This is a genomic window from Uruburuella suis (assembly GCF_022870845.1).
GTDB classification, from domain to species: Bacteria; Pseudomonadota; Gammaproteobacteria; order Burkholderiales; family Neisseriaceae; genus Neisseria; species Neisseria suis.
On record NZ_CP091507.1, the window covers coordinates 253721 to 276406 of the forward strand.

A 22686-nucleotide genomic window follows, 5' to 3' on the forward strand; every position below is an offset into this window, starting at 1 on the left:
AGGTGGAATGGTAGAAAGCTGTTTGTATCATGTTTTCAGACGGCCTGCAAAGCGCGGCGTTGGAGTGATTGTTCGAAAGCTTGAGCCGGCTTGGCGTGCGTGCGTTCAGACGGCCTCGCTCTGAATCAGCGCGGCGGCTTCGGCCAGCAGGTGCGTTAAGATTTCCGCTTCGTTCGCCAATGCGCGCAGGCAAATAATATTGTCGGCGGCCAGGCTCATGCCGAGCAAGAGGCCGTCTGAAAAGCGCGGCGGCAGGCGTTGGTGGAGCGCATCGAGCAGTGGCTTGAGCGCGGTTTGGGCGTGGGTGTTTGCATAAAACAATGAAGCTTGGTGGCTGTAGCCTTCCATTTGGCCGAGCGTTTGCAGCGGGTGGCGTGCGGGCTGCCATTGGATGTTGTCGGTGAGCAAAAGCTTGTGGCGGTGGTGGATGTGAAGCTGTGAAGAGAAGTAGGCAAAGGCGAAGCATTCATGATTGAGCACGCGGCCGGCGGCGGTGATTTCGCCGTAGAGCAGCGTGCAGTTGTCGGCCAAATCGATGCGGGTGGTTTGTTTGAGCGTGCTGCCGCGGTGCAGCACCAGAGGGTGCGGCAGGTAAATCAGGTGGCTGCCAGCGGCTTGGCTGATGCGGTGGTGTTGCTCGGCCATGCTGCCTTCGTGCATGGCAAGCACGCGCGTGAAAGCTTGGGTGGATAAATGCAGGGCGCTTTCTTCGGCCAGCGCAAGATTGATGCGGATGCAGTCGCCCGCGAGCAGGCCGGGCGAAGACGACATTTGTATGGCGCGCAACATGCCGTCGGGCTGCGGCGGCAGCGTGAGCAGCTTGAGCGGCGGGGTGGCGAAGCAGTCGCCCAACACGGTGCGGCCGTGGCGGATGCGGGTGGATAAGGTGAGCTTGGATTGCATGTGCGCCTTGTCATCTAGCGGGTGAATTGAATCATGGTTGTGACCCGCAGTTGTAGGTCGGATTCTCGAATCCGACATTTACCGCAGCCCTGAAAGCCTTGTTCTGCGAACAAGTGTCGGGTTCGAGAAGCCGACCTACACGCTGTTGTAAAAAAGGTTTCAGGCCGTCTGAAATATAAAAGTTGCAGCCCTGTAGCGTGCGCTCTGTCCACAAATCAGCAGAAATCTTGAGGGCAAAGCCCACGCTGCAAATTGAAGCAGTTGTAGGTCGGATACTTGTATCCGACATTTTCCGCAGCTCTGAAACCTTGTTCTGCGAACAAGTGTCGGATTCGAGAATCCGACCCACACGCTGTTGTGAAAAAGGTTTCAGGCCGTCTGAAACGCTTTCAGACGGCCTTTCGCGTAAACATCAGCGCACCAATGCCGCCGGTTCGGCCACATCTTCCAGCAGCGCGTATTTCTGTATCCAGCCGATTACGGCGGCCAGATTTTCGTCTTTCATCAAATTGGTAAATACAAAAGGCTGGCCGAGCCGCATGCGCCGTGCATCGCGTTCCATCACATCCAAGCTCGCACCCACGTGCGGGGCGAGGTCGGTTTTGTTGATGACGAGCAAATCGGAGCGGGTGATGCCGGGGCCGCCTTTGCGCGGAATTTTTTCGCCTTGCGCCACGTCGATCACAAAAATGGTCACGTCGGCCAAATCGGGGCTGAAGGTGGCGGATAAATTGTCGCCGCCCGATTCGATAAACACGATTTCCACATCGGGAAAACGCGCCGCCATTTCATCCACCGCTTCCAGATTCATGCTGGCATCTTCGCGAATCGCCGTGTGCGGGCAGCCGCCGGTTTCCACGCCCATAATGCGCTCGGGCGGCAACAGGCTGTTTTTGGTGAGAAATTCGGCGTCTTCCTGGGTGTAGATGTCGTTGGTGATCACCGCCACGCTGTATTGGCCGGCGATTTGGCGGGTGAGCCGCTCGATAAGCGCGGTTTTTCCCGAGCCCACGGGGCCGGCCACGCCGATTTTGATGTAGTTGCGCATAGGGTTCTCTTTTTTGAAATCAACCATTCAGGTAGCCTTTTGTTCCAACACCGCCTGCAACACCGGCAAATGGCTGTGCGCCACATCTTTGGCGGCGGTGAGCAAAATCAGGCTGCCGTGTTGCTGATGCAGATCGCGCAAGGCTTGCAGCGCGGGTTGGGCTTCGGGGCGGGCTAATTCAGCCTGATAGCGTTGGCTGAATTCGGCGTAGCGCGTTTGAGGATTTTGATGAAACCACTTGCGCAAATCGGTGGAAGGTGTGACCGCTTTATCCCACTCAATGCCCGCCAATTTCGCCTTGCTCACGCCGCGCGGCCACAAGCGGTCGGCCAACACGGCGGGGGTGTTTTGCAGGGTAAAACCGTAAACGCGTTGTAAAATATACATGTTTGTTCTCCCAAATCGACTCATACCCATTCAAAAAAGTAAGCTAACAAGGCGGAAGCCTGCGACAGTACAGATAGTACGGCAAGGCGAGACAACGAAGTTAGGTTATTTTTTGGATTGGTATCAGGCAAACAACATACCCAAGCCGGCCAGGCCGATGGCGCTGCCCGTCGCGCGCAGCAGCCACACGTTTTTATTCAGCGCTTGGCCGATGCCGAAACCGGCGGCATGCAGCGCGGCGGTGGCAATCATGAAGCCCGCAGCAAAACTGAGCGCACCATGCGCGCCCAATTCTGAGCCGTGCGCCACGCCGTGAAACAGCGCAAACCCGCCCACCATCAACGCAGCAAACGCCATCGGCACGCGTTTGGCCCAAGCGGCGGCCAAGCCCAGCACCAACACCGAAGCGGCAATGCCTTGTTCCATCATCGGCACTTCGCCCCCGTTGGCGCCAAACACAAAGCCCAATGCCATCACGCCGACAAAGCTGGCGGGAATCAGCCAACGCGCCTTGCCGCTAAACGATGCCGCCCACAAGCCCACGGCCAGCATGGTCAATAAATGGTCCCAACCGCCAATCGGGTGCCACAAACCGGCCATCAGGCCGCTGCTTTCATGGCCGGGGTGGGCGAGCGCCAACGCGGGGGCGGCGAAAAAGAGGAGGGCGAGCAGTTTTTTCATGAGGGTTCCTTCATTTAAATAAAGCAGTTGAATGCGGTTTCAGACGGCCTGGGTTTACGGGTTGTGCAGGTCGGATTTTTGAAGCCGATGCTTGTTCAGAGAGCAAAAAGCTTGTGTTTCGGCCGGTTTGGCCGAATGTCGGATTCGAAAATCCGACTTGCGCAAAGGTGTTGCGTCAGGCCGCTGCCGGAAGGTTTATACCAATCCAAAAAAATAATATACAAACGGGCAGCCTGTAGGTCGGATTCTCGAATCCGACACTTGTTCGCAGAACAAGGCACGCACATCGCTTTGGCCGTTGGCCAAACGTCGGATTCAAGAATCCGACCTACGCGGATGATGCTGCCGAACTGCTTTTATTTTGTAAGGTTACTTTTTTTGAATGGGTATTATATCTAAACGTATTTCGCTATAGATTGTCAACAATTAAACGCTACCTGAAAATCAATGTTTCAGGTAGCGTTGCGGTTTTTATGGTTATTTAACTCATATAAAGCCGCGTGTAGAGCCGCTCGTGCTGCATGGCGCGGATGTCGGCGGCGAGCGTGGCGGCGCCTGTCCATTCGGCATCGGGGTGCAAGTTTTCGGCCACGGCGCAGGCAATCGGCTCGCGCAGGGCGAATAAAATATCTTGGCCGGCCATTTGGCTGAGCGGAATCAGCTTCACGCCGTTGGTGACGGTGCCGACGGCGGCGTTGTAATAAAAAGCATACAGCGCCTGCGCTTTGTCCAAGCCCATGCAGGCGGCCACAAGGCCGAAGGCGAGCGGATAACAGCCTTTGGCTTGCTGCGCGCCTAAGGCCGCTTGAAAGCTTTGCAAAATGTCGGCCTGCTCGTGGCGGGCGAAGATTTTCAGCAGCCGCACGCCGAGCTTGAAGCCGGCTTCGCGGATTTCGCGCGGCGCTTTGGCGGCGGCGATTTTTTCATCCAATGCCAATAATGCGGGCAAATCGTTTTGCGTGGCGGCATCGAAGGCGAGCGAGGCATAAGCGCCGTCGTTATACACCCAGTTTTGCGCCAGCTGCACCGCCACATATTCATGTAGCGTGGCTTCATCGTGCACCACGCGCTGTTGCACAAAGGTTTCCAGCCCGCCGGAATGGTTGAAGCCGCCAATGGGCAGCGTGGGGTCGACCAGGTGTAGGAGCGCGCCGAGGCGGCTGAGGGTGTCAATGCTCATCGTTTACCCACCCCCTAACCCCCTCCCGCGAGCGGTAGGGGGAACAGGTTGTTGTTGGTGTTTAATTGTGGTTGTGTTGTGTTGTGTTTTGCTGTTTTACCCACCCCCCTAACCCCCTCCCGCGAGCGGGCGGGGGAACAGGTTGTTGGCGGTGTTTAATTGTGGCTGTGGTTGTGCTCGTGGTGATGGCTGTGCCCGTGCCCACCCGCGCCTTGGGCGGAGTTGGCGCGTAATTGCTCGCTCAGGCGGCGGTGGTCGCGCTGTGGGGCGAAGCCGGCGGCGCAGAGCCATTCAAACAGGGGCTTGTCGTAGGGCAGCAGCAATTCGTTGCCGTCGAGAAACAGCGGTGTGTGTTTGTTGCCGATTTCATAACAGGCGCGCGCCATGTCGGGCAGGGTTTGCGGCGATAAAACCATCACTTCCGAAGGCTCGATTGCCACGCTGATGGCCAGCGTGTCGCTCAGATACACCACATCGCCGTGGTGCAGGCGCTGGCCTTCTTTTAATAATTTAAACGCAATATCCCGTCCGCCCTCTGTGGTGGTGCGCAAAATGCGGCGCTCGGCTTCATACCATTTGAGGCGCACGCTGTCGCGGGTTTGGGCGTTCAGACGGCCTGCATCGCTTAATTCGGCTTCGCTGCCGATAATGGTTTGGATGATTAAATTCATGTGTTTTCCTGAGGCCGTCTGAACAGTTTGATCAGCGGCAATGGCGTTCGATTTCGGTTAATACGTCTAGGGTCTGTTCACAATTCATCTCGTGGCAATCTTTTGGCTCAAAAACGCGCCTGCCACGTTGAAAATGCTCGCAAGGTGTCCAACCTTGCTGCGCTTTTCGCCTTGCAAGCACGCTTTTGCGCTCAAAATCTTACGCACGGATGAAATGTGAACAGACCCTAGCGTTTGCTGTAAAACCTGGTTGTTCCAAAAGCGCAAAACGCGATAGCCTTCGCTTTCTAAATAGGCCGTGCGTGCGGCATCATAATCGGCTTGTTCGGCGTGTTGGCCGCCATCAAGCTCGATAATCAGCTTTTTTTCCATGCTGATGAAATCCACAATATAGCCGCCTATGGTTTGCTGGCGGCGAAACTTGATACCGTGCATTTGCTTGCCGCGCAGGTGTTGCCATAAATGCTGCTCGGCAAGGGTGGGCTGGTTGCGCAATGCACGGGCGCGTGATTTTAAGGCCGGGTTGCGGGTGTGGGGCATGAGGTTTTCCGTGTTTGGTTGTGTTTGTTGTATGTGTTGTTTTGCTGTTTGGCCCACCCCCTAGCCCCCTCCCGCGAGCGGTAGGGGGAACAGGTGGCTGAGGTTGGAGCAGTTGCTGTGTTAGCGAGTTTGGTAAAATAATCCAATAAAACATATTATTATCGTAGCACTATCAATTCAACACCGGCCGTCTGAAAGCCGTTATTTTAAGCCGCCAACCCACCCGCTTCCGCAATCTGTTCCCCCGCCCCGCCCGCTCGCGGTAGGGGGAACAGGTTGCTGAGGGTGGGGCAGTTGCTGTGTTAGCGAGTTTGGTAAAATAATCCAATAAAACATATTATTATCGTGGCACTATCAATTCAGCACAGGCCGTCTGAAAGCCGTTATTTTAAGCCGCAAAAACCACCCGCTTCCGCAATCTGTTCCCCCGCCCGCGCGCGGGAGGGGGTTAGGGGGTGGGCGCGACGGCCTTCAGAAGCCCAAAACAAACCCCCCAAAACAAACTCAAAACAAAAAATACCTTTGCGCCAGCGGCACTTTTTCGGCCGGTGCGCAGGTGATGTGCTCGCCGTTTACGCGCACTTCGTAGCGCTCGGGGTCGACCGTGATTTCGGGTGTGCCCTTATTGTGGATTAAATCTTTTTTGCCGATGTTGCGGCAGTTTTGCACCGGCAGGGTTTGTTTCTGCAAACCGTAGCGGCTGCGGATGTCGGCATCGACGGCGGCTTGCGACACAAACAACACGGCGGTTTCGCTTACCGCTTTGCCGTGCGCGCCGAACATGGGGCGGTAGAGCACCGGCTGCGGCGTGGGGATGCTGGCATTCGGGTCGCCCATGCGTGCGTAGCTGATGCTGCCGTTTTTGATGATGATTTCGGGTTTTACGCCGAAAAAGGCCGGTTTCCAGAGCACAATATCGGCCATTTTGCCCGCTTCGATGGAGCCGACGTATTGGCTGATGCCGTGGGCGATGGCGGGGTTGATGGTGTATTTGGCGATGTAGCGCTTGATGCGGAAATTGTCGAGGCCGTCTGAATCTTCGGGCAGGCTGCCGCGTTGCTGTTTCATTTTGTCGGCGGTTTGCCAGGTGCGGATAATCACTTCGCCCACGCGCCCCATGGCTTGCGAATCGGAGCTCATGATGGAAAACACGCCCATGTCGTGCAGAATGTCTTCGGCGGCGATGGTTTCGGGGCGGATGCGGGAATCGGCAAAGGCAATGTCTTCGGGCACGCGTTTGTCGAGGTGGTGGCACACCATCAGCATATCGAGGTGCTCGTCGATGGTGTTGACGGTAAACGGGCGCGTGGGGTTGGTGGAGGCGGGCAACACATTGGGATACATGGCTGCTTTGATGATGTCGGGCGCATGGCCGCCGCCCGCGCCTTCGGTGTGGAAGGTGTGAATCACGCGGCCGGCAATGGCGGCCATGGTGTCTTCGAGAAAACCGCTCTCATTGAGCGTGTCGGTGTGGATGGCTACCTGAATATCCATTTCGTCGGCAATGTTTAGCGCGGCATCAATCACGGCGGGGGTGGCGCCCCAATCTTCATGAATTTTCAAACCCAGCGCACCGGCTTCGATTTGCTCGCGCAAAGGCGCCAGGCTCGCGCAATTGCCTTTGCCGAAAAAGCCGAGGTTCACCGGATAAGCTTCGGCGGCCTGCAACATGCGCTGAATATGCCATGCGCCGGGGGTAACGGTGGTGGCGTTGGTGCCGTCGGCGGGGCCGGTGCCGCCGCCGATTAGGGTGGTGATGCCGCTCTCAATCGCATGCTCGATTTGCTGCGGGCAGATGTAGTGGATGTGGGTGTCGATGCCGCCGGCGGTGGCGATTAAGTGCGCGCCGTTGTGCACTTCGGTGGCCGCGCCGATAACCATATTGGGGCGCACGCCGCTCATGGTGTCGGGGTTGCCCGCTTGGCCGATGCCGACGATTTTGCCGTCGCGGATGCCGATATCGGCCTTGATGATGCCGCTGTGGTCGATAATCACCACATTGGTGATGGCAAAATCGAGCACGTTTTCATCGCTGCGGCAGGCCGTGGCCGATTGCGCCATGCCGTCGCGCACCGATTTGCCGCCGCCGAATTTGCATTCATCGCCTTTGGTGAGCCAATCTTGCTCGATGGTGGCAAAAAGGCCGGTGTCGCCCAAGCGGATTTTGTCGCCCACCGTGGCGCCGTAAGTGGCCAGATATTGCGCACGCGGGATGGTGAGCGCGGCTTTGTCGGCAGCTTGCGGCGCGGTTGGAACTTTGCCATCGGTTTCATTGCGGAAACCCTGCAAGATTTGGGCGCCGCCAAACGCCACCAGTTCCATCGTTTTGCGCTCGCCCGGTTCGAAGCGCACGGCGTTGCCGCTGGGGATATTCAGGCGGAAGCCTTTGGCCGCTTCGCGCTCGAATTGCAGCGCGGGATTGGTTTCATAAAAATGATAATGCGAGCCGACCTGAATCGGGCGGTCGCCCAAATTGGTCACACTGAGCGTGCGCGTTTCGCGGCCGAGATTGGCGGCGATGTCGCCTTCGGCGGGCAGGTATTCACCGGGGTTCATGGTCGGGTTTCCTTTGAATGTATTAAGCAGTTGCCGGGGTTTCAGGTAGCCTTCAGCGGTGGAGGCTGCCTGAAACGGGGTGGAGGTTGGATTTTTGAATCCGACATTTCACTATTGATTCGGCAATTAAATATTGAACATTTTCAGATGCCGGCAAACAAGCCTTTGGTTTGTTGCCCTCTCCCTAGCCCTCTCCCACGGGAGAGGGAACAGGTTTCTGCTGCAGGTAAGAGGATGTGAATATTCAATAATTAATTGCCGCATCTATAAAGCAGCGCTTGTTCTGCGAACAAGTGTCGGATACGAGTATCCGACCTACGGCTGCGGATAACGGCTGATTTCCAATAAATTGCCATCGGGGTCGCGCAGGTAAACCGATTCAATCGCGCCCACGGCGCCGGTGCGCGGCACGATGTCGCTGATGGCTTCGATTTGGTGGGCGGCCAGCTCGGCCAAAACTTGCGGCAAGGGCGTGTCGGTGAGCAAACACAAATCGGCGCTGCCAGTGGTGGCGCGGGCGGCGTTGGGCAACACTTCTGCGCCGAGTTGGTGCAGATTGATTTTTTGGCAGCCGAAACGCAAGGCTTTGCGGCCTTCGCCGAAGGTGATTGCTTCCATGCCGAGCACGCGGGTGTAGAAATCGACGCTGCGGGCAACATCGGCAACGGTGAGCACGAGGTGATCGAGGGCGGTGATGTTCATATCGCTGCTTTCAGGCGGAGGGGGTTAACGGATGGGCTGGTGCACGGTAACCAATTTGGTGCCGTCGGGAAACGTGGCTTCGATTTGCACTTCGTGAATCATCTCGGCCACGCCTTCCATCACGTCGTCGTAGCCGAGCAGGGTGGCGCCGTATTGCATTAATTCGGCCACGCTCATGCCGTCGCGCGCGGCTTCTTGCAAGTGGCTGGAAATATAGGCAACGGCTTCGGGATAATTGAGCTTGAGCCCGCGCGCGCGGCGTTTGGCGGCGAGCTCTCCGGCGAGAAAGAGCATCAGTTTTTCTTGTTCGCGGCTGGTGAGGTGCATGAGCGGCCTTTCGGGTTTCAGACGGCCTTGTGCTCAAAAGCGCCAGGCCGTCTGAAAATGTAGATTGTTTACAATTCGGATTAAGGATACTGCAATTTTTTGGGTTTGAAAATTGGCGGCGGCATTTTTTCAGACGGCCTGGGTGGAAACAAAGGCCGTCTGATACCAATTCTAAAAAATAACCTTACAAAATAAAAGCAGTTCGGCAACATCATCCGCGTAGGTCAAATTCTTGAATCCGACGTTTGGCCAACGGCCAAAGCGATGTGCGTGTCTTGTTCTGCGAACAAGTGTCGGATTCGAGAATCCGACCTACAGGCTAAAGGCCGTCTGAAAGCTTTTTTACACGCTCAAATAAGTTTGAATCAACTCTTCGGTAAGCTCGTTGCCACGGCCTTTGGCCACGCAATGGCCGCGCTCGATTAACACAAAGTGGTCGGCGAGCAGGTTGATCAGGTGCAGTTTTTGCTCGACCACCAGCACGGTGAGCCCCCATTCTTGGTTGAGGCGGCGGATGACTTTGGTGATGTCGTCGACGATATTGGGTTGGATGCCTTCGGTGGGCTCGTCGAGAATCAAGAGGCCGGGGTTGAGCACGAGGGCGCGGCCGATGGCGAGCTGTTGTTGTTGGCCGCCGGAGAGGTCGCCGCCGCGCCGCTGTTTCATGTCGAAGAGCACGGGAAAGAGCTCGTATATCATTTCGGGCACGTTGCGGGTGCGCTCGTTGCTGCGTTTGTTGTGCACGGGCAGGCCGATTTTGAGGTTGTCTTCTACGGTGAGCTGGGAAAATATCTGCCGGCCTTGCGGCACATAGGCGATGCCATGGTAGGGGCGTTTTTCGGGGCGTTGTTTGAGCAGGTCGATGTTGCCGTATTTCAAGGTGTCGGCTTGGGCGGCCACTTGCCCCATGATGGCTTTGAGCAGGGTGGTTTTGCCCACGCCGTTGCGGCCGATGATGCAGGTGCAGGCTTTTTCGGGCGCGGTGAAGCTGATGTTGTGCAGAATGTGGCTTTGGCCGTAGGATTGGTTGAGGTTTTCGATGGTGAGCATTTTGCTTCCTTTCTTGGCCGTTTGAATAGGTTTCAGACGGCATCGGGTTGTGGCGGCGGTGTGGGGTATGGTTTCTCAATCTTTTCAGTTGTAGGTCAGATTCTCGAATCCGACGCTTGTTCGCAGAACAAGTATCAGGCGGGTGGCGGATGTCGGATACGAGTATCCGACCTACACGGGTTTCAGACGGCATCAGATTGTGCGGCGGTAAACCCGTTCGGCGTAGGTCGGATTCTCGAATCCGACGCTTGTTCGCAGAACAATATTTTCAGGTAGCCTCGGCTTTGTCGGATACAAGTATCCGACCTACGCGGTTTGTTGTGCAGACGGCCTTTAATGCCCGCCACCAAGATACACATCCACCACCTGCCGGTTGGCTTGCACTTCGGGCAGGCTGCCTTCGGCCAGCACGCTGCCTTGGTGCAACACGGTGACTTTGCGGGCGATTTTTCGCACGAATTCCATGTCGTGTTCCACCACCACCACGGCTTGTTCGCCGGCCAGGCCGGTGAGCAATTCGGCGGTGCGCTCGATTTCGCCGTGGGTCATGCCGGTAACGGGTTCGTCGATGAGCAGCAGTTTGGGCTTCTGCATCAAGAGCATGCCGATTTCCAGCCATTGTTTTTGGCCGTGCGAGAGCACACCGGCGGGGCGTTGGCGGGTAGCGGTGAGGCCGATGGTGTGCAATACCTTATCGAGCAAGTCGTTTTGTTCGCCCGAAAGTTTGCGGCTTTTGCCGAAATAGGCGCCAAACACGCTTTTGCTGCCGGCGGCGGCGAGCGAGAGGTTGTCGTAAACGCTGAGCGATTCAAACACGGTGGGGGTTTGGAATTTGCGGCCGATGCCGGCGCGGGCGATTTCGGCTTCATCCATTTCCAAGAGGTTGTAGCGCTGGCCGAGCCACACATTGCCTTGGTCGGGGCGGGTTTTGCCGGTGATGATGTCCATCATGGTCGATTTGCCTGCGCCGTTGGGGCCGATGATGCAGCGCAACTCGCCTTTGTCGATATAAAGGTTGAGGCCGTTGATGGCTTTGAAGCCGTCGAAGCTCACCGAAACATCTTCCATATAAAGAATATATTTGTTGTCGATGTGGATATTGTCGAAACGGGTTTTGTTCACAAGGCTCATGCGGCTTCCTCCTGTGCGGCGGGGGTTTCAGACGGCGGCGGGGTGTCTTGCGGTTTGCGCTTTTGCGCCACCAAACCGGCAATGCCTTCTTTCAGAAAAATAGTCACCAACACAAACAGCGCGCCCAAAAAGAATAACCACGCATCGGGAAAGGCGGCGGTGAGCCAGGTTTTGGCATAATTCACCACAAACGCGCCGATAATCGCGCCAAACAAAGTCGCCCGGCCGCCGAGTGCCACCCAAATGATGATTTCAATTGAAGCGAGCGGCGCGAATTCGCTCGGGTTGATGATGCCCACTTGCGGCACATAAAGCGCACCGGCCACACCGGCAATCATGGCCGAGAGCACGAAAATGGCCAGCTTGATGTGTTCCACCCGAAAGCCGACAAAACGCACGCGCATTTCGGCATCGCGCACCGCCACCACGAGCTTGCCCAAGCGGGAATCCATGATGCTGCGCAGCAGGCCATATACCGCGAGCACGGTGAGGCCGGTGATGGCAAACAAGGCCACGCGGGTGGTGTCAGCGGTGAGGCTGAAGCCCAAAATGTCTTTAAAATCGGTGAGGCCGTTGTTGCCGCCAAAGCCCATTTCATTGCGGTAAAAAGCCAGCATCAAAGCATACGTCATCGCTTGGGTGATGATGGATAAATACACGCCCGACACGCGTGAGCGGAAACACAGCCCGCCCAACACAAACGCCAGCAAGCCGGGCACAAACAGCATCATCACCAGCGCCCACACGAAATATTCGCTGCCGAGCCAAAACCACGGCAATTCGCTCCAATTGAGAAACACCATAAAATCGGGCAGATTGGCATTGCCATAAGCGCCGCGCGTGCCGATTTCGCGCATTAAATACATGCCCATCGCGTAGCCGCCGAGCGCGAAAAACGCACCGTGGCCGAGGCTTAAAATGCCCAGATAGCCCCAGGCCAAATCCAATGCCAGCGCCAAGAGCGCATAGCAAAGATATTTGCCGAGCAGGGTAACGGTGTAGGTGGAAACATGCAGCGCGCTGCCGGCGGGAATCAGCAAGTTGCCGATCGGCACCAAGATAATCAGCGCCAGCAACAGGCCGAGGGTGATTTTGCCCAAGCGCGGCTCGCGCCGGAATGCGGTTACGATTGCGGAGCTCATTCAACCCCCCTGCCTTTCTGCGGAAACAAACCGCGCGGATATTTTTGGATAAACAGAATAATCAGCACCAACACAATGGCTTTGGCCAACACCGCGCCCAGCCACGGTTCGAATAATTTGTTCAACACGCCCAGCGTTAAGCCCGACACCAGCGTGCCCCACAAATTGCCCACGCCGCCAACCACCACCACCATAAAAGAATCGACAATATATTGCTGCCCCAGATTGGGCCCCACATTGGTGAGCTGCGACAAGGCCACGCCGGCCACACCGGCAATGCCCGAGCCTAAGCCGAAAGTGAGCATATCCACTTTGCGGTCGCTGATGCCCATGGCGCGCGCCATATGGCGGTTTTGCGACACCGCACGCACTTCCAGCCCCAAGCGGGTGCGTTTCATCACCGCCAAGAGCGTGAAGAAACACAGCAGGCAGAAAATAAAGATATACACGCGGTTCCAAGTAATCGACAAACCCGGCATCACTTCCCACGCGCCGCTCATCCATTCGGGGCTTTGCACCAAACGGTTGAGCGGCGAAAACACGCTGCGCACGGCTTGCTGCAAAATCAGGCTGATGCCGAAGGTGGCCAGCAGCGTTTCCAGCGGGCGGCCATATAAATAGCGCACCACAAAGCGCTCAATCAACACGCCCACGAAGCCGCTCACCAAAAACGCCACGGGAATCGCCACCGCAATCGACCAGCCGATGTGGTTCGGCATCAAAAGCTGCACCACATAAGCGCAATAAGCGCCGATCATCATCAATTCGCCGTGCGCCATATTGATCACGCCCATCACGCCAAAGGTAATCGCCAAACCGATGGCAGTGAGCACCAGCACCGAGCCCAGGCTCAGGCCGAAGCTTAAGGTTTCCGCACCTTTGAGCAGATCGAGCTTGGTTTCGATAGACGAAATGGCTTTTTGCGCCTGCGCTTTTAATGCAGGGGTAGAGGCCGTCTGAACATAGTTTTGCAGCAGGCTTAAGTTTTCAGGTAGCCCACTTTTATCGAGCACGGCAATGGCGGCGGCGTGGCGGCTGGTGTCGGCGCTTTGCAAATCGGCGCGGGCAATATAGGTTTCCATCAACGCGCGCACGTTTTTATCGGTTTCTTTGGGCAAGGCCGTCTGAACTTGAGCGAGCGCGGAGGCATCGTTTTTTTGCAGCATCTGCATCATCGCCGCTTTGCGCTCGGCCGGATGGCTGCTGAGCAAAGCGTTTTCAGCCACATAATGGCGCACCCATTGGCGGATTTTGTTGTTTACCGTGATTTTGTGCGCGCCTTCAGGCTTTTCTGCCGCTGTATCGGGCGCATCTATCGGTGCAAAAGTGTCGGTTTGCACGTTTTGAATATAAAACGCATTGCCCGAAGCAAACAGGTGGCCATCGGCCAGCGCCGCCAGAATATCGAGCGTGTGCACATGGCCGGATGCGGCCAGCGCTTCCACCGCGGCTTGTTTGGTGTGGAAATCATTGGCGGCCAAGCCTTGCAAGGCCGTCTGAAAATCGGCGGGGGCAGGGCGGGCCGGTGTTTCTGTCTGAATTTCGGCAACAGCGGCTTCATCGGCGAGCGCAGCGGGAGCGCTGAGGCCGAATGCCAACGCCAGCACGAAGCTGCCGAGGGTTTGTTTGAGGAAAGAGGGAGGCTTCATAAGGCATCCTTATTTTAGGGTTGTGATTGCTGCCGTAAAAAACAGAACAGCTTGTTTGTGCAAAATGCAAACCCTTCGGGTTTGTGCCCTCTTCCCAACCCTCCCCCACAGGGGAGGGAACAGATGGTTGCAGGCCGTCTGAAGCCGAAGAGATGTGCTGTTTCTTATAGGCACGGTAATGAATGATTGAATATTCACATTCTCTTACCCGCAGCAAAAACCTGTTCCCTATCACGTGGGAGCGGGCAACAAGCCAAAGGCTTGTTTGCCGGTATTCGAAAATGTTCAATATTTAATTGCCGAATCAATCAATTCTTCGATTCATATTGGATAAATCCGGCCATATTTCATAAGGCGGGTTTGCAAACTTTCTGCACAACAGTTTCAAAACAAACAGGCCGTCTGAAAATATTGAATGCTTTTCAGACGGCCTGGCTCAGCTTATTTCACACCGGCGGTGCATTTTTGGGCGGCTTGGTCGTAAGCGCCGCAATTCACCGGGTCGGCCCAGTCGGCCACCAGATTGGCCGATTCGGGCAACAGCGGCGACCAAGCTTCGCCCGCCACTTCGCCCTGGGTTTGCCACACCACGTCAAACTGGCCGTTGTCTTGAATTTCGCCGATAAACACAGGTTTGGTGATCATGTGGTTGGCCAACATTTTGGCGCCGCCGCCGGTGAGGTTGGGCGCTTCCACGCCGATCAGCGCTTTTTTCACCGCATCAGGCTCGGTGCTGCCAGCTTTTTCCACCGCTTTCACCCACATATTGAAGCCGATATAAGTGGCTTCCATCGGGTCGTTGGTCACGGCTTTGCTGTCTTTTTTGAAGGCTTTCCAGTTTTTGATAAAGGTTTCGTTGGCCGCTGTGTTGATGCTCTCGAAATAATTCCACGCTGCCAAATGCCCCACCAGCGGCTTGGTGTCGATGCCGGAAAGCTCTTGTTCGCCCACCGAAAACGCAATCACCGGAATTTGGTCGGGCGTGATGCTTTGGTTGGCCAATTCCTTATAGAAAGGCACGTTGGCATCGCCGTTGATGGTCGACACCACGGCAGCGTTGCCCGCAGCACCGAATTTTTTCACATCGGCCACAATTGATTGCCAATCCGATTGGCCAAACGGCGTGTAATTCACCATGATGTCTTTGGCGGCAATGCCTTTCGATTTCAGATAGGCTTCGAGAATTTTATTGGTGGTGCGCGGATACACATAATCCGTGCCCAAGAGCGCAAAGCGTTTCACGCCTTGGTCGAGCAGGTAATCCACCGCCGGAATCGCCTGCTGGTTGGGCGTGGCGCCGGTGTAGAAAATATTGGCGGAAGATTCCTGGCCTTCCCATTGCACGGGGTAAAACAAAATGCCGTTGAGCTCTTCATAAACCGGCAGCACCGATTTGCGCGACACGGAAGTCCAGCCGCCGAAAGTTACCGCCACTTTGTCTTTCGCCAACAGCTCGCGCGCTTTTTCGGCAAACAGCGGCCAGTTGGAAGCCGGATCCACCACCACCGGCTCCAGCTTTTTGCCCAACACGCCGCCTTTGGCGTTTTGCTCGTCGATAAGCATCAACACCGTGTCTTTCAACGCCGATTCGGAAATCGCCATCGTGCCGCTCAAAGAATGTAATACACCTACTTTAATGGTGTCACCCGAGGCGGCGGCAACAGCGGGTGCGGCATCAGAAGCGCCGCTTTGCGCGGCTTGTTCGCCTGATTTTTGACCGCAGCCGAACAAAAGAAAAGTGGAACATATTGCCGAGAGTAAAAATTGGCGCTTGCTTAGCATGGCGGGTTTCTCCGAAAAAGTTGAAAGAAAATAGGCTGGTAATATTGAATTGCCTGCATTTCATGATTTGAATTGTAAACAATCTTGAGTGAAGATTAGCAAATGAAAAACAAGATTGTCAACAATTATAAAAGGCAAAAGCGAAATACTGTTAACAATGTTGCCGATTTAGCAAAATGCGCACGGAGAAGTAAAATATCGGGGAAATGTGCTGAAGCACGATAACTTGTAATGAAATTACGGGAAAATGGGCAAAAGGCCGTCTGAAACGGCGGCGCAGCGGCTTGCCCCGCCTGCCCAAAGCGGATAAGCTTGCCACTTCACTTTAAGAGGCCGCCATGACTTACCGCTACCGCCAAACCCTGCCCGCCACCGCGCTCGACATCATCGGCGATGTGCACGGCGAATTTGCCGCTCTGCAATCGCTGCTGCACCATTTGGGCTACCGCGACAACGGCAGCCACCCGCAGGGGCGCAAGCTCGTGTTTGTGGGCGATTTGTGCGACCGCGGCCCCGACAGCCCCGCGGTGCTGGCTTGGTTTAAGCAGGCACACGATGCCGGCCATGCCTTTATGGTGCTCGGCAATCACGAATTGAATGCCTTGGTGGACGAACCCAAAGACGGCTCCGGCTGGTATTTTCCCTGCCGCGCCGAAAAAGACGGCCGCCAATACGCGCCGTGGAAGATGCTGCCCGAGGCCGACAAGCCCGCGCTCAATGCTTGGCTGGCCGAGCAGCCGCTGGTGTTGGCAAACCAAGATTTGCGCATTGTGCATGCGGCTTGGCTGCCGGAGAGCCTCGCCACGCTTGAAGCCGCCGTGGGTGAAGATTTAATCGCCCAATACCGCCGCTACGATGATGAATTGGTGCACGCGCTTCAGACGGCCTCGTGGTATGGCGATTATCTGCGCGAACAAGAAAAGCACGCCGAAGCGCTGGAAAACGCCGATATGCCGCCGCCGCCCATGCCGGCCACCGCGCAATACGAGCTGGCGCGCAGCCGCCTGCACCCCATCCGCGCACTCACCAGCGGCGCAGAAGTGATCGCACCCGCTCCTTTTTACGCCGGCGGCCGCTGGCGCTACACCGCCCGCAGCGCCTGGTGGCAAAACCATCACGACACCCCCGCCGTATTGATCGGCCATTACTGGCGGCGCTGGAATCCGCCCCCCGTCGACCCCACCCGTGAAAACCTGATGCCGCCGCAAAACAACGCTTGGCACGGCGCGGTGCACAATGTGTTCTGCATCGATTATTCCGTCGGCGCCCGCTGGCGCGACCGCAAAGCCGGCATTGCGCCCGCTCACTCCGAATTCCGCCTCGCCGCCATGCGCTGGCCGGAGCGGGTGCTGGTGTTTGATGATGGCGAAGTGGCCGCCACGGTTTGACGAAAGTAACAAATGCCGTCTGAAAATTTTCAGACGGCATTTGCATTTTATAGGGCGTAGGTCGGATTCTCGAATCCGACACTTGTTCGCAGAACAAGGTTTTCAAGGTTGCGGAAAATGTCGGATACAAGCGGGTAGGTTGGGTTGCAAACCCAACAAATCCATAAGCCGTCTGAAACGTTGGGTTTATCAACCCAACCTACGCGGTGACAGGAAAAATGTCGGATACAAGTATCCGACCTACATTTTCTGGTGTTTGATGATGGCGAAGTGGCCGCCACGGTTGGACGAAAGTAACAAATGCCGTCTGAAAATTTTCAGACGGCCTTTGCGTTTTATAGTGCGTAGGTCGGATTCTCGAATCCGACGCTTGTTCGCAGAACAAGGTTTTCAAGGTTGCGGAAAAATGTCGGATACGAGTATCCGACCTACATTTTATTGGCCGTCTGAAATCTTTCAGATGGCCTTGCTTCAGCGTATGCCGGCGGGTGCTTCGGGGGCAACCAGGCGTTTGAGCGTGCTGCCGCTCAAGTCGATTTCTTGGCCGAAGCGCGGGTGGTGGTTGTTCCAATCGGCCACGGCTTGGGCGATGGCTTCGCGGCTGTCGGCAACGAAATTCCACCACATCACGGTCGGGTGCGGCAAAGGCTCGCCGCCCAAGAGCATGATGTGGGTGCCGGCTTCGGCTGCCAGCGTGAAGCTGCCTTCGGCCTGCTCGATAAACAGCAATTCATCGGCACCGGCGCGTGTGCCGTCGGCGGCGGCCACGCTGCCGGTGATTACCAGCGCGCCGTATTCCCAACCGGCTTCGGCTTCAATGGTGAGGGTTTGGGCTTCGCGCACTTGAATATCCACGCCCACCAGCGGGCTGTGTTGGGTGGTGGGGGCGCGGCGGCCGCCGAAAGCGCCGGTGGTGAGCACATAATCTGCGCCGTTTTCCTGCCAGGCGGGCAGCTCAGGATAATGCTCGAAGTTGGGCGCGATTTCTTGGTTCATCGGCAGGGCAATCCACAATTGCACGGCGTGCAGCGTGTTTACATTTTCAGGGGTTTGCTCGGTGTGGGCGATGCCGTGTGCGCTGCCGGTGCCGGCGGTCATCAGGTTGACTTGGCCGGGGCGCACAAGCTGGCGGAAGCCCAAGCTGTCTTGGTGCCACATTTCGCCTTCGAGCATCCAGGTGAAGGTTTGCAGGTTGGTGTGCGGGTGCGCGCCCACTTGCATGCCGTCTGAATCGGCTTTGAACACGGCGGGGCCGGCGTGGTCGAGAAAGCACCATGCGCCTATGGTGCGGCGCTCTTTTTGCGGCAGTAATCGGGCAACGGGAATGCCGCCTACGTCTTTGGTGTTGGCGGTGAAGGTTTCTGTGTTCATGGTAGGCTCCTGAATCAATAATCAATGATAGAAAAAAGTTAATGCGGTGCTTTCGGCGGGGCGTTTTTCAGCAGCAGGGCGCGTCCGGCAAAGGTGTCGCCGGCCACTTCCAGCGCGAAGCGCTCTTTGTCGGTGCGGCGCACGCGCTCGCAGATTTCGGCGCTTTGGCTTTCATCGGCGCCCAGCATTTTCACCGCTTCGTTGCCCATGCTCATGGCGGCTTCAAAGGTTTCGCGCACGAAGAAATCGGCTTGCGCTTTCACCAATTCAAAGGCGTGCTCGCGGTCGAAAGCGCGCACAATCAGCCGCGTGTTGGGGCAGACATGTTTGGCGATTTCCACAATGCGGGTGGTGGCGTGGGCATCGTCGATGCAAATCAAAATGCAATCGGCATTTTCTGCACCGGCGGCATGCAGAATGTCTTCGCGCGCGCCATCGCCGTAATACACTTTAAAGCCGTCTTTATCGGCTTGGCGGATGATGTCGGGATTGTTGTCGATAATCGAAATCTGCGCGCCATAGGCAATCGGCGCTTGGCTGGCGATTTGGCCGACGCGGCCGAAGCCGATAATCAGCACATTGCCGCGCAGCGCTTCATCGCCGTTGAGGCTTTCCACGCCTTCCAGATTGATGCCGTTTTTGCGGGAAAAACGCCCGTGTATGATTAAAAACAGCGGCGTGAGCGCCATCGAAAGCACCACAATGGCGGTCATATTGGCATTTACCGTGCCGCTGATTACCCCTTGCGAGGCCGCCGCCGAAAACAGCACAAAGGCAAATTCGCCGCCCTGAGCCATCAACACCGCGCGCTCGAGGGCATCGGCGTGGCTGCTTTTGGCCAGCCGCGCCACGCCGTAAATCACCGCCGCTTTGGCCGCCATCAGCGCCAGCACGCCCGACACAATCAGCTTCCAGTTTTGCGCCACCACGTTTAAATCGAGCGCCATGCCCACGCCGAGAAAAAACAGGCCGAGCAAGAGGCCGCGGAAAGGCTCGATATCGGCTTCAAGCTGGTGGCGGAAGCTTGATTCCGACAGCAACACACCGGCCAAAAATGCGCCCATCGCCATCGACAAGCCGCCCCATTCCATCAGCAAAGCCGCGCCCAGCACCACCAAAAGCGCCGCCGCCGTCATCACTTCACGCGCTTTGGATTTGGCCAAAATGCCGAACATCGGGTTGAGCAGCCAGCGCCCGGCCGCCACCAATATGGCCAGCGACAAAACCGCCATGCCCAGCTTCATCCACAGCGAGGTGTCGGCCGTTGCCGTGGGCACGGTGGGCGCCATAAAGGCCACCACAGCCAGCAGCGGCACAATCAGCAAATCTTCAAACAATAAAATCGACACCATGCTCTGGCCTTGCGGCGTGGCCAATTCGTGGCGCTCGCCCAAAACCTGCATCACAATGGCGGTGGAGGTGAGCACAAAGCCCGATGCGCTCACAAACGCCACCTGCCACGGATAGCCAAACGCAATGCCCACGAAAGTGAGCATGGCTGCGGCCAAAATCACCTGCATGCTGCCCAGCCCGAAAATCTGCCGGCGCAGGTTCCACAAGTGCGAGGGCTTCATTTCCAAGCCGATAACAAACAAAAACATCACCACGCCCAATTCGGCCACATGGATAATGGCTTGCGGGTCGTCGAAAAATTTCAGGCCGAAAGGGCCGATAATCAGGCCGGCGGCCAGATAGCCCAGCACAGAGCCCAGCCCCAAACGTTTGAACAAAGGCACAGCGATAACTGCCGCCGCCAATAATGTCACCACGCGGACGAGCTCGCCCGCACCTTCTGCTGCCATAAGTTGCTCCGTGAAATCAATATTGCTGCTTTTGCTGTTCAGGTAGCCTTGATGCGCATCAGGGCTACCTGAAAACGGCAGCGGGTAGGTTGGGTTGCAAACCCAACAAATCTACAAGCCGTCTGAAACGTTGGGTTTATCAACCCAAGCTACGCTGTTGCTGAAAGTTGCGTATGGTTTCAGACGGCCTATTCTAAAAATGCAGCGGGTAGGTTGGGCTGCAAACCCAACAAGCCCACAGGCCGTCTGAAACGTTGGGTTTATCAACCCAAGCTACGCTGTTGCGAATCAAGGCTACCTGAAACTTGGTTATCCATCCTGCCAGGGCACGGTGTTGGCCTGATATTCGGGGTGTTTTTCAATATAGGCGCGCACCACCGGACACACCGGCTTCACTTTCAAGCCTTTGGCGGCGGCGTCATCCAAAAGGTATTGGATTAAAAACGAAGCAATGCCGCGCCCGCCCAATTCGGGCGGCACTTCGGTGTGCAGGTAGGCAATGCCGCCTTCAAACAAGGCGTAGTCTTCAAAAGCAATATGGCCTTCGGCATGAATTTCAAAGCGCTGCTTTTCCCGATTATCGATAACGGTGTAATCGCGTTTCATGGCAAGGCTCCGGTTAAGTGCGCAACACATCGTGGATGCTGCTGTCTTTGTCGAACACCGATTTGGCATAAGGACACAGCGGCAGGATTTTGATGTTTTTTTCGCGCGCAAAAGCCACGGCGGCATCGAGCAGACGGCGGCCGACGCCTTGGCCTTTAAACGCTTCGTCCACATCGGTGTGGTCGATGATAAACATGGCTTCGCCCGCCCAAGTGTAAGTCATTTCACCGGCTTGTTTGCCCTCTGCGTGCGCGAGAAAAGCGCCGTGTTTGCCGTCGTCTTGCTGGGTGATGTTCATAATCGTTCTTTCTTGAAAAATAAATAATATCCGTGCTAAAAAATAAGATAACAAAATAAAAGCAGTTCAACAGCACCAACCGCGTAGGTCGGATTCTTGAATCCGACGTTTGGCCGGCGGCCAAAGCAATGTGCCTGCCTTGTTCTGAGAACAAGTGTCGGATTCGAGAATCCGACCTACGGGCGGCCTGTTTGTATTATTTTTTAGAATCGGCATCACTTGAAAAATAAATAAAAACTATTCCGCCCGCAAGGCCAAAATCGGAATCACCAAATCTTCTTCATCGGCCAAATGGCGGTAAAGCGCGCCGCCGCCCTCTTCAATGGCTTGCGCGAGCTTGTCGGCCAGCGCCGGGTTGGCGGCTTCGTTTTGCTTGAGCGCGGCCAGCAGGGTTTGGATGCGGTAGAGCTGCTGCTCAATGTGATGGTGATCGGCATCGAGCACATCAAAGCCTTGCGCCAATTTCGGCTCGAGCTTGCGCATTTGCGGAAAATGGTGTGTGTCTTCGAGCCGGTGGTGGCCGTGTAAATGGCCGTAATGCAGCTCGGCGGCATGCAGCAGGCGGCTGCGGTAATCGGGCCAAAGCAGCCGCCCTTGCTGATATTCGCGCGATAAATAATCTAGCTCGCCCTGGCCGCGGCGCAGGCTGTGGTGCATGCCCAGCCAAGTGGCCGCTGTGCCGAAGCTCGGCAGTGCCGCCCATTTTTGCGGCGGCATCTGCTCGTGCAGATAAAGCCAGCTGCCATCAAGCTTGCTGTGGATGTGGGTGGGTTTGAATAATGTGTTCATTTTTTTCAGACGGCCTCAGCCGCTGCCTCGTTTATCGGTGATAAACCTTATTTTATGCCTTGCAGCGCTTGGCACAAGTAGGCACATTTTTGATACCGAGGCCGTCTGAAAGGTTGCGGCTTATTCGGCTTTCGCCCAGCCATAAAACGCGGCGGCAAATTTGTTGAGGAAAGCAGCGGTGCGCTCATCATTCACTTGGCCGTCGGCAAGCGCGGTGTGGGCGCGGCTGAGAAACACTTCGGGCGCAATCATCACATCGGCGCTCATCGCTTGCAGGCTTTGGCGGATGTGCAGGCCGCTGTTGATGCCGCCGTAGCTGCCGGGCGACGCGGTAATCACAGCGGTTTTCTTGCCGCCCCACAGGCTTTTGCCGGCTGGGCGCGAGGCAATGTCGAGCAGATTTTTCACGGCGGCGGGCATGCTGCGGTTGTGTTCGGGGCTGACAATCAACACCGCATCGGCCGCTTGCAGCTGCGCACGCACGCGCTCATAAGCGGGAATGCTTTCGCTGTCGAGATCTTGCGTGTAGAGCGGCAAGTCGCCGATCTGCACTTCTTCCACCACCACACCTTCAGGCGCTTGCGCGGCGAGGTGTTGCGCCACGGTGCGGTTAATGGATGCGCGGCTGAGGCTGCCGATAATCAGAGCGATTTTGGTCATGATGAAATCCTGTTGAAAAAGAG

Annotated in this window: 22 protein-coding genes; 1 reads left to right on the forward strand and 21 read right to left on the reverse strand. The window is 56.4% G+C overall.

Annotation, left to right across the window (positions count from 1 at the left end):
- Nucleotides 1-105 precede the first annotated feature (105 nt).
- The 15 genes from LVJ78_RS01135 to urtA form a co-directional block, all read right to left on the reverse strand.
- Nucleotides 106-903 carry an urease accessory protein UreD gene (locus tag LVJ78_RS01135; RefSeq protein ID WP_165870907.1) on the reverse strand — a complete coding sequence of 266 codons (798 nt, stop codon included), beginning with the start codon at nucleotides 901-903 and terminating at the stop codon, nucleotides 106-108.
- Nucleotides 904-1315: 412 nt separating this feature from the next.
- The gene (ureG, locus tag LVJ78_RS01140) at nucleotides 1316-1951 is read right to left on the reverse strand and encodes an urease accessory protein UreG (protein ID WP_132953611.1); all 636 of its coding nucleotides are present in this window, start codon (nucleotides 1949-1951) and stop codon (nucleotides 1316-1318) included.
- A gap of 27 nt (nucleotides 1952-1978) precedes the next feature.
- On the reverse strand, nucleotides 1979-2338 hold the full coding sequence (locus tag LVJ78_RS01145; RefSeq protein WP_132953610.1) for a DUF488 domain-containing protein: 360 nt from the start codon (nucleotides 2336-2338) through the stop codon (nucleotides 1979-1981).
- A gap of 123 nt (nucleotides 2339-2461) precedes the next feature.
- On the reverse strand, nucleotides 2462-3019 hold the full coding sequence (locus LVJ78_RS01150; RefSeq protein ID WP_132953609.1) for a HupE/UreJ family protein: 558 nt from the start codon (nucleotides 3017-3019) through the stop codon (nucleotides 2462-2464).
- Nucleotides 3020-3500: 481 nt separating this feature from the next.
- Entirely contained in the window at nucleotides 3501-4199 is a 699-nt protein-coding gene (locus LVJ78_RS01155) for an urease accessory protein UreF (RefSeq protein WP_132953608.1), read from the reverse strand.
- Between the two features lie 155 nt (nucleotides 4200-4354).
- Nucleotides 4355-4870, reverse strand: a complete 516-nt coding sequence (gene ureE / locus LVJ78_RS01160) for an urease accessory protein UreE (RefSeq protein ID WP_132953607.1) — start codon at nucleotides 4868-4870, stop codon at nucleotides 4355-4357.
- Between the two features lie 84 nt (nucleotides 4871-4954).
- Nucleotides 4955-5410 carry an endonuclease domain-containing protein gene (locus tag LVJ78_RS01165; protein WP_132953606.1) on the reverse strand — a complete coding sequence of 152 codons (456 nt, stop codon included), beginning with the start codon at nucleotides 5408-5410 and terminating at the stop codon, nucleotides 4955-4957.
- Between the two features lie 504 nt (nucleotides 5411-5914).
- Nucleotides 5915-7966 (reverse strand): urease subunit alpha, encoded by a 2052-nt coding sequence (gene ureC, locus LVJ78_RS01170; RefSeq protein WP_132953605.1) that lies wholly within the window; start codon nucleotides 7964-7966, stop codon nucleotides 5915-5917.
- Nucleotides 7967-8281: 315 nt separating this feature from the next.
- Nucleotides 8282-8668, reverse strand: coding sequence for a VOC family protein (locus tag LVJ78_RS01175; RefSeq protein WP_132953604.1), 387 nt, complete (start codon nucleotides 8666-8668; stop codon nucleotides 8282-8284).
- Between the two features lie 24 nt (nucleotides 8669-8692).
- The gene (gene ureA, locus LVJ78_RS01180; protein WP_132953603.1) at nucleotides 8693-8995 is read right to left on the reverse strand and encodes an urease subunit gamma; all 303 of its coding nucleotides are present in this window, start codon (nucleotides 8993-8995) and stop codon (nucleotides 8693-8695) included.
- 342 nt (nucleotides 8996-9337) lie between these two features.
- Entirely contained in the window at nucleotides 9338-10045 is a 708-nt protein-coding gene (gene urtE, locus LVJ78_RS01185) for an urea ABC transporter ATP-binding subunit UrtE (RefSeq protein ID WP_132953602.1), read from the reverse strand.
- Between the two features lie 333 nt (nucleotides 10046-10378).
- Entirely contained in the window at nucleotides 10379-11176 is a 798-nt protein-coding gene (gene urtD, locus LVJ78_RS01190) for an urea ABC transporter ATP-binding protein UrtD (protein ID WP_132953601.1), read from the reverse strand.
- Nucleotides 11173-12318, reverse strand: coding sequence for an urea ABC transporter permease subunit UrtC (gene urtC / locus LVJ78_RS01195; RefSeq protein ID WP_132953600.1), 1146 nt, complete (start codon nucleotides 12316-12318; stop codon nucleotides 11173-11175). Before urtC ends, urtD begins: the two co-directional genes overlap by 4 nt.
- Nucleotides 12315-13967: an urea ABC transporter permease subunit UrtB gene (gene urtB, locus LVJ78_RS01200; protein WP_132953599.1), complete on the reverse strand. Its 1653-nt coding sequence runs from the start codon at nucleotides 13965-13967 to the stop codon at nucleotides 12315-12317. The genes urtC and urtB overlap by 4 nt, the downstream gene beginning before the upstream one ends.
- A gap of 441 nt (nucleotides 13968-14408) precedes the next feature.
- Nucleotides 14409-15749 carry an urea ABC transporter substrate-binding protein gene (gene urtA / locus LVJ78_RS01205; RefSeq protein ID WP_132953598.1) on the reverse strand — a complete coding sequence of 447 codons (1341 nt, stop codon included), beginning with the start codon at nucleotides 15747-15749 and terminating at the stop codon, nucleotides 14409-14411.
- 338 nt (nucleotides 15750-16087) lie between these two features.
- Between urtA and LVJ78_RS01210 the strand changes: the two genes are divergently transcribed.
- On the forward strand, nucleotides 16088-17137 hold the full coding sequence (locus LVJ78_RS01210) for a metallophosphoesterase (protein ID WP_132953597.1): 1050 nt from the start codon (nucleotides 16088-16090) through the stop codon (nucleotides 17135-17137).
- Nucleotides 17138-17608: 471 nt separating this feature from the next.
- Here LVJ78_RS01210 and LVJ78_RS01215 read toward each other — a convergent pair whose 3' ends face one another.
- The 6 genes from LVJ78_RS01215 to LVJ78_RS01240 form a co-directional block, all read right to left on the reverse strand.
- On the reverse strand, nucleotides 17609-18508 hold the full coding sequence (locus LVJ78_RS01215; RefSeq protein WP_132953596.1) for a pirin family protein: 900 nt from the start codon (nucleotides 18506-18508) through the stop codon (nucleotides 17609-17611).
- 38 nt (nucleotides 18509-18546) lie between these two features.
- Nucleotides 18547-20310 carry a monovalent cation:proton antiporter-2 (CPA2) family protein gene (locus LVJ78_RS01220; protein ID WP_132953595.1) on the reverse strand — a complete coding sequence of 588 codons (1764 nt, stop codon included), beginning with the start codon at nucleotides 20308-20310 and terminating at the stop codon, nucleotides 18547-18549.
- A gap of 309 nt (nucleotides 20311-20619) precedes the next feature.
- Nucleotides 20620-20916, reverse strand: a complete 297-nt coding sequence (locus LVJ78_RS01225) for a GNAT family N-acetyltransferase (protein ID WP_132953594.1) — start codon at nucleotides 20914-20916, stop codon at nucleotides 20620-20622.
- Nucleotides 20917-20929: 13 nt separating this feature from the next.
- On the reverse strand, nucleotides 20930-21214 hold the full coding sequence (locus LVJ78_RS01230) for a GNAT family N-acetyltransferase (protein ID WP_132953593.1): 285 nt from the start codon (nucleotides 21212-21214) through the stop codon (nucleotides 20930-20932).
- A gap of 237 nt (nucleotides 21215-21451) precedes the next feature.
- Entirely contained in the window at nucleotides 21452-22003 is a 552-nt protein-coding gene (locus LVJ78_RS01235; protein WP_132953592.1) for a hemerythrin domain-containing protein, read from the reverse strand.
- A 120-nt stretch (nucleotides 22004-22123) separates the two neighbouring features.
- On the reverse strand, nucleotides 22124-22663 hold the full coding sequence (locus LVJ78_RS01240) for an NADPH-dependent FMN reductase (protein WP_132953591.1): 540 nt from the start codon (nucleotides 22661-22663) through the stop codon (nucleotides 22124-22126).
- Between the last annotated feature and the right edge of the window lie 23 nt (nucleotides 22664-22686).

Excerpts from the sequence above, each read along its gene's own strand:
- LVJ78_RS01135 (WP_165870907.1), bottom strand. The coding sequence starts at position 903 with ATGCAATCCAAGCTCACCTTATCCACCCGCATCCGCCACGGCCGCACC.
- ureG (WP_132953611.1), bottom strand. The coding sequence starts at position 1,951 with ATGCGCAACTACATCAAAATCGGCGTGGCCGGCCCCGTGGGCTCGGGA.
- LVJ78_RS01145 (WP_132953610.1), bottom strand. The coding sequence starts at position 2,338 with ATGTATATTTTACAACGCGTTTACGGTTTTACCCTGCAAAACACCCCC.
- LVJ78_RS01150 (WP_132953609.1), bottom strand. The coding sequence starts at position 3,019 with ATGAAAAAACTGCTCGCCCTCCTCTTTTTCGCCGCCCCCGCGTTGGCG.
- LVJ78_RS01155 (WP_132953608.1), bottom strand. The coding sequence starts at position 4,199 with ATGAGCATTGACACCCTCAGCCGCCTCGGCGCGCTCCTACACCTGGTC.
- ureE (WP_132953607.1), bottom strand. The coding sequence starts at position 4,870 with ATGAATTTAATCATCCAAACCATTATCGGCAGCGAAGCCGAATTAAGC.
- LVJ78_RS01165 (WP_132953606.1), bottom strand. The coding sequence starts at position 5,410 with ATGCCCCACACCCGCAACCCGGCCTTAAAATCACGCGCCCGTGCATTG.
- ureC (WP_132953605.1), bottom strand. The coding sequence starts at position 7,966 with ATGAACCCCGGTGAATACCTGCCCGCCGAAGGCGACATCGCCGCCAAT.
- LVJ78_RS01175 (WP_132953604.1), bottom strand. The coding sequence starts at position 8,668 with ATGAACATCACCGCCCTCGATCACCTCGTGCTCACCGTTGCCGATGTT.
- ureA (WP_132953603.1), bottom strand. The coding sequence starts at position 8,995 with ATGCACCTCACCAGCCGCGAACAAGAAAAACTGATGCTCTTTCTCGCC.
- urtE (WP_132953602.1), bottom strand. The coding sequence starts at position 10,045 with ATGCTCACCATCGAAAACCTCAACCAATCCTACGGCCAAAGCCACATT.
- urtD (WP_132953601.1), bottom strand. The coding sequence starts at position 11,176 with ATGAGCCTTGTGAACAAAACCCGTTTCGACAATATCCACATCGACAAC.
- urtC (WP_132953600.1), bottom strand. The coding sequence starts at position 12,318 with ATGAGCTCCGCAATCGTAACCGCATTCCGGCGCGAGCCGCGCTTGGGC.
- urtB (WP_132953599.1), bottom strand. The coding sequence starts at position 13,967 with ATGAAGCCTCCCTCTTTCCTCAAACAAACCCTCGGCAGCTTCGTGCTG.
- urtA (WP_132953598.1), bottom strand. The coding sequence starts at position 15,749 with ATGCTAAGCAAGCGCCAATTTTTACTCTCGGCAATATGTTCCACTTTT.
- LVJ78_RS01210 (WP_132953597.1), top strand. The coding sequence starts at position 16,088 with ATGACTTACCGCTACCGCCAAACCCTGCCCGCCACCGCGCTCGACATC.
- LVJ78_RS01215 (WP_132953596.1), bottom strand. The coding sequence starts at position 18,508 with ATGAACACAGAAACCTTCACCGCCAACACCAAAGACGTAGGCGGCATT.
- LVJ78_RS01220 (WP_132953595.1), bottom strand. The coding sequence starts at position 20,310 with ATGGCAGCAGAAGGTGCGGGCGAGCTCGTCCGCGTGGTGACATTATTG.
- LVJ78_RS01225 (WP_132953594.1), bottom strand. The coding sequence starts at position 20,916 with ATGAAACGCGATTACACCGTTATCGATAATCGGGAAAAGCAGCGCTTT.
- LVJ78_RS01230 (WP_132953593.1), bottom strand. The coding sequence starts at position 21,214 with ATGAACATCACCCAGCAAGACGACGGCAAACACGGCGCTTTTCTCGCG.
- LVJ78_RS01235 (WP_132953592.1), bottom strand. The coding sequence starts at position 22,003 with ATGAACACATTATTCAAACCCACCCACATCCACAGCAAGCTTGATGGC.
- LVJ78_RS01240 (WP_132953591.1), bottom strand. The coding sequence starts at position 22,663 with ATGACCAAAATCGCTCTGATTATCGGCAGCCTCAGCCGCGCATCCATT.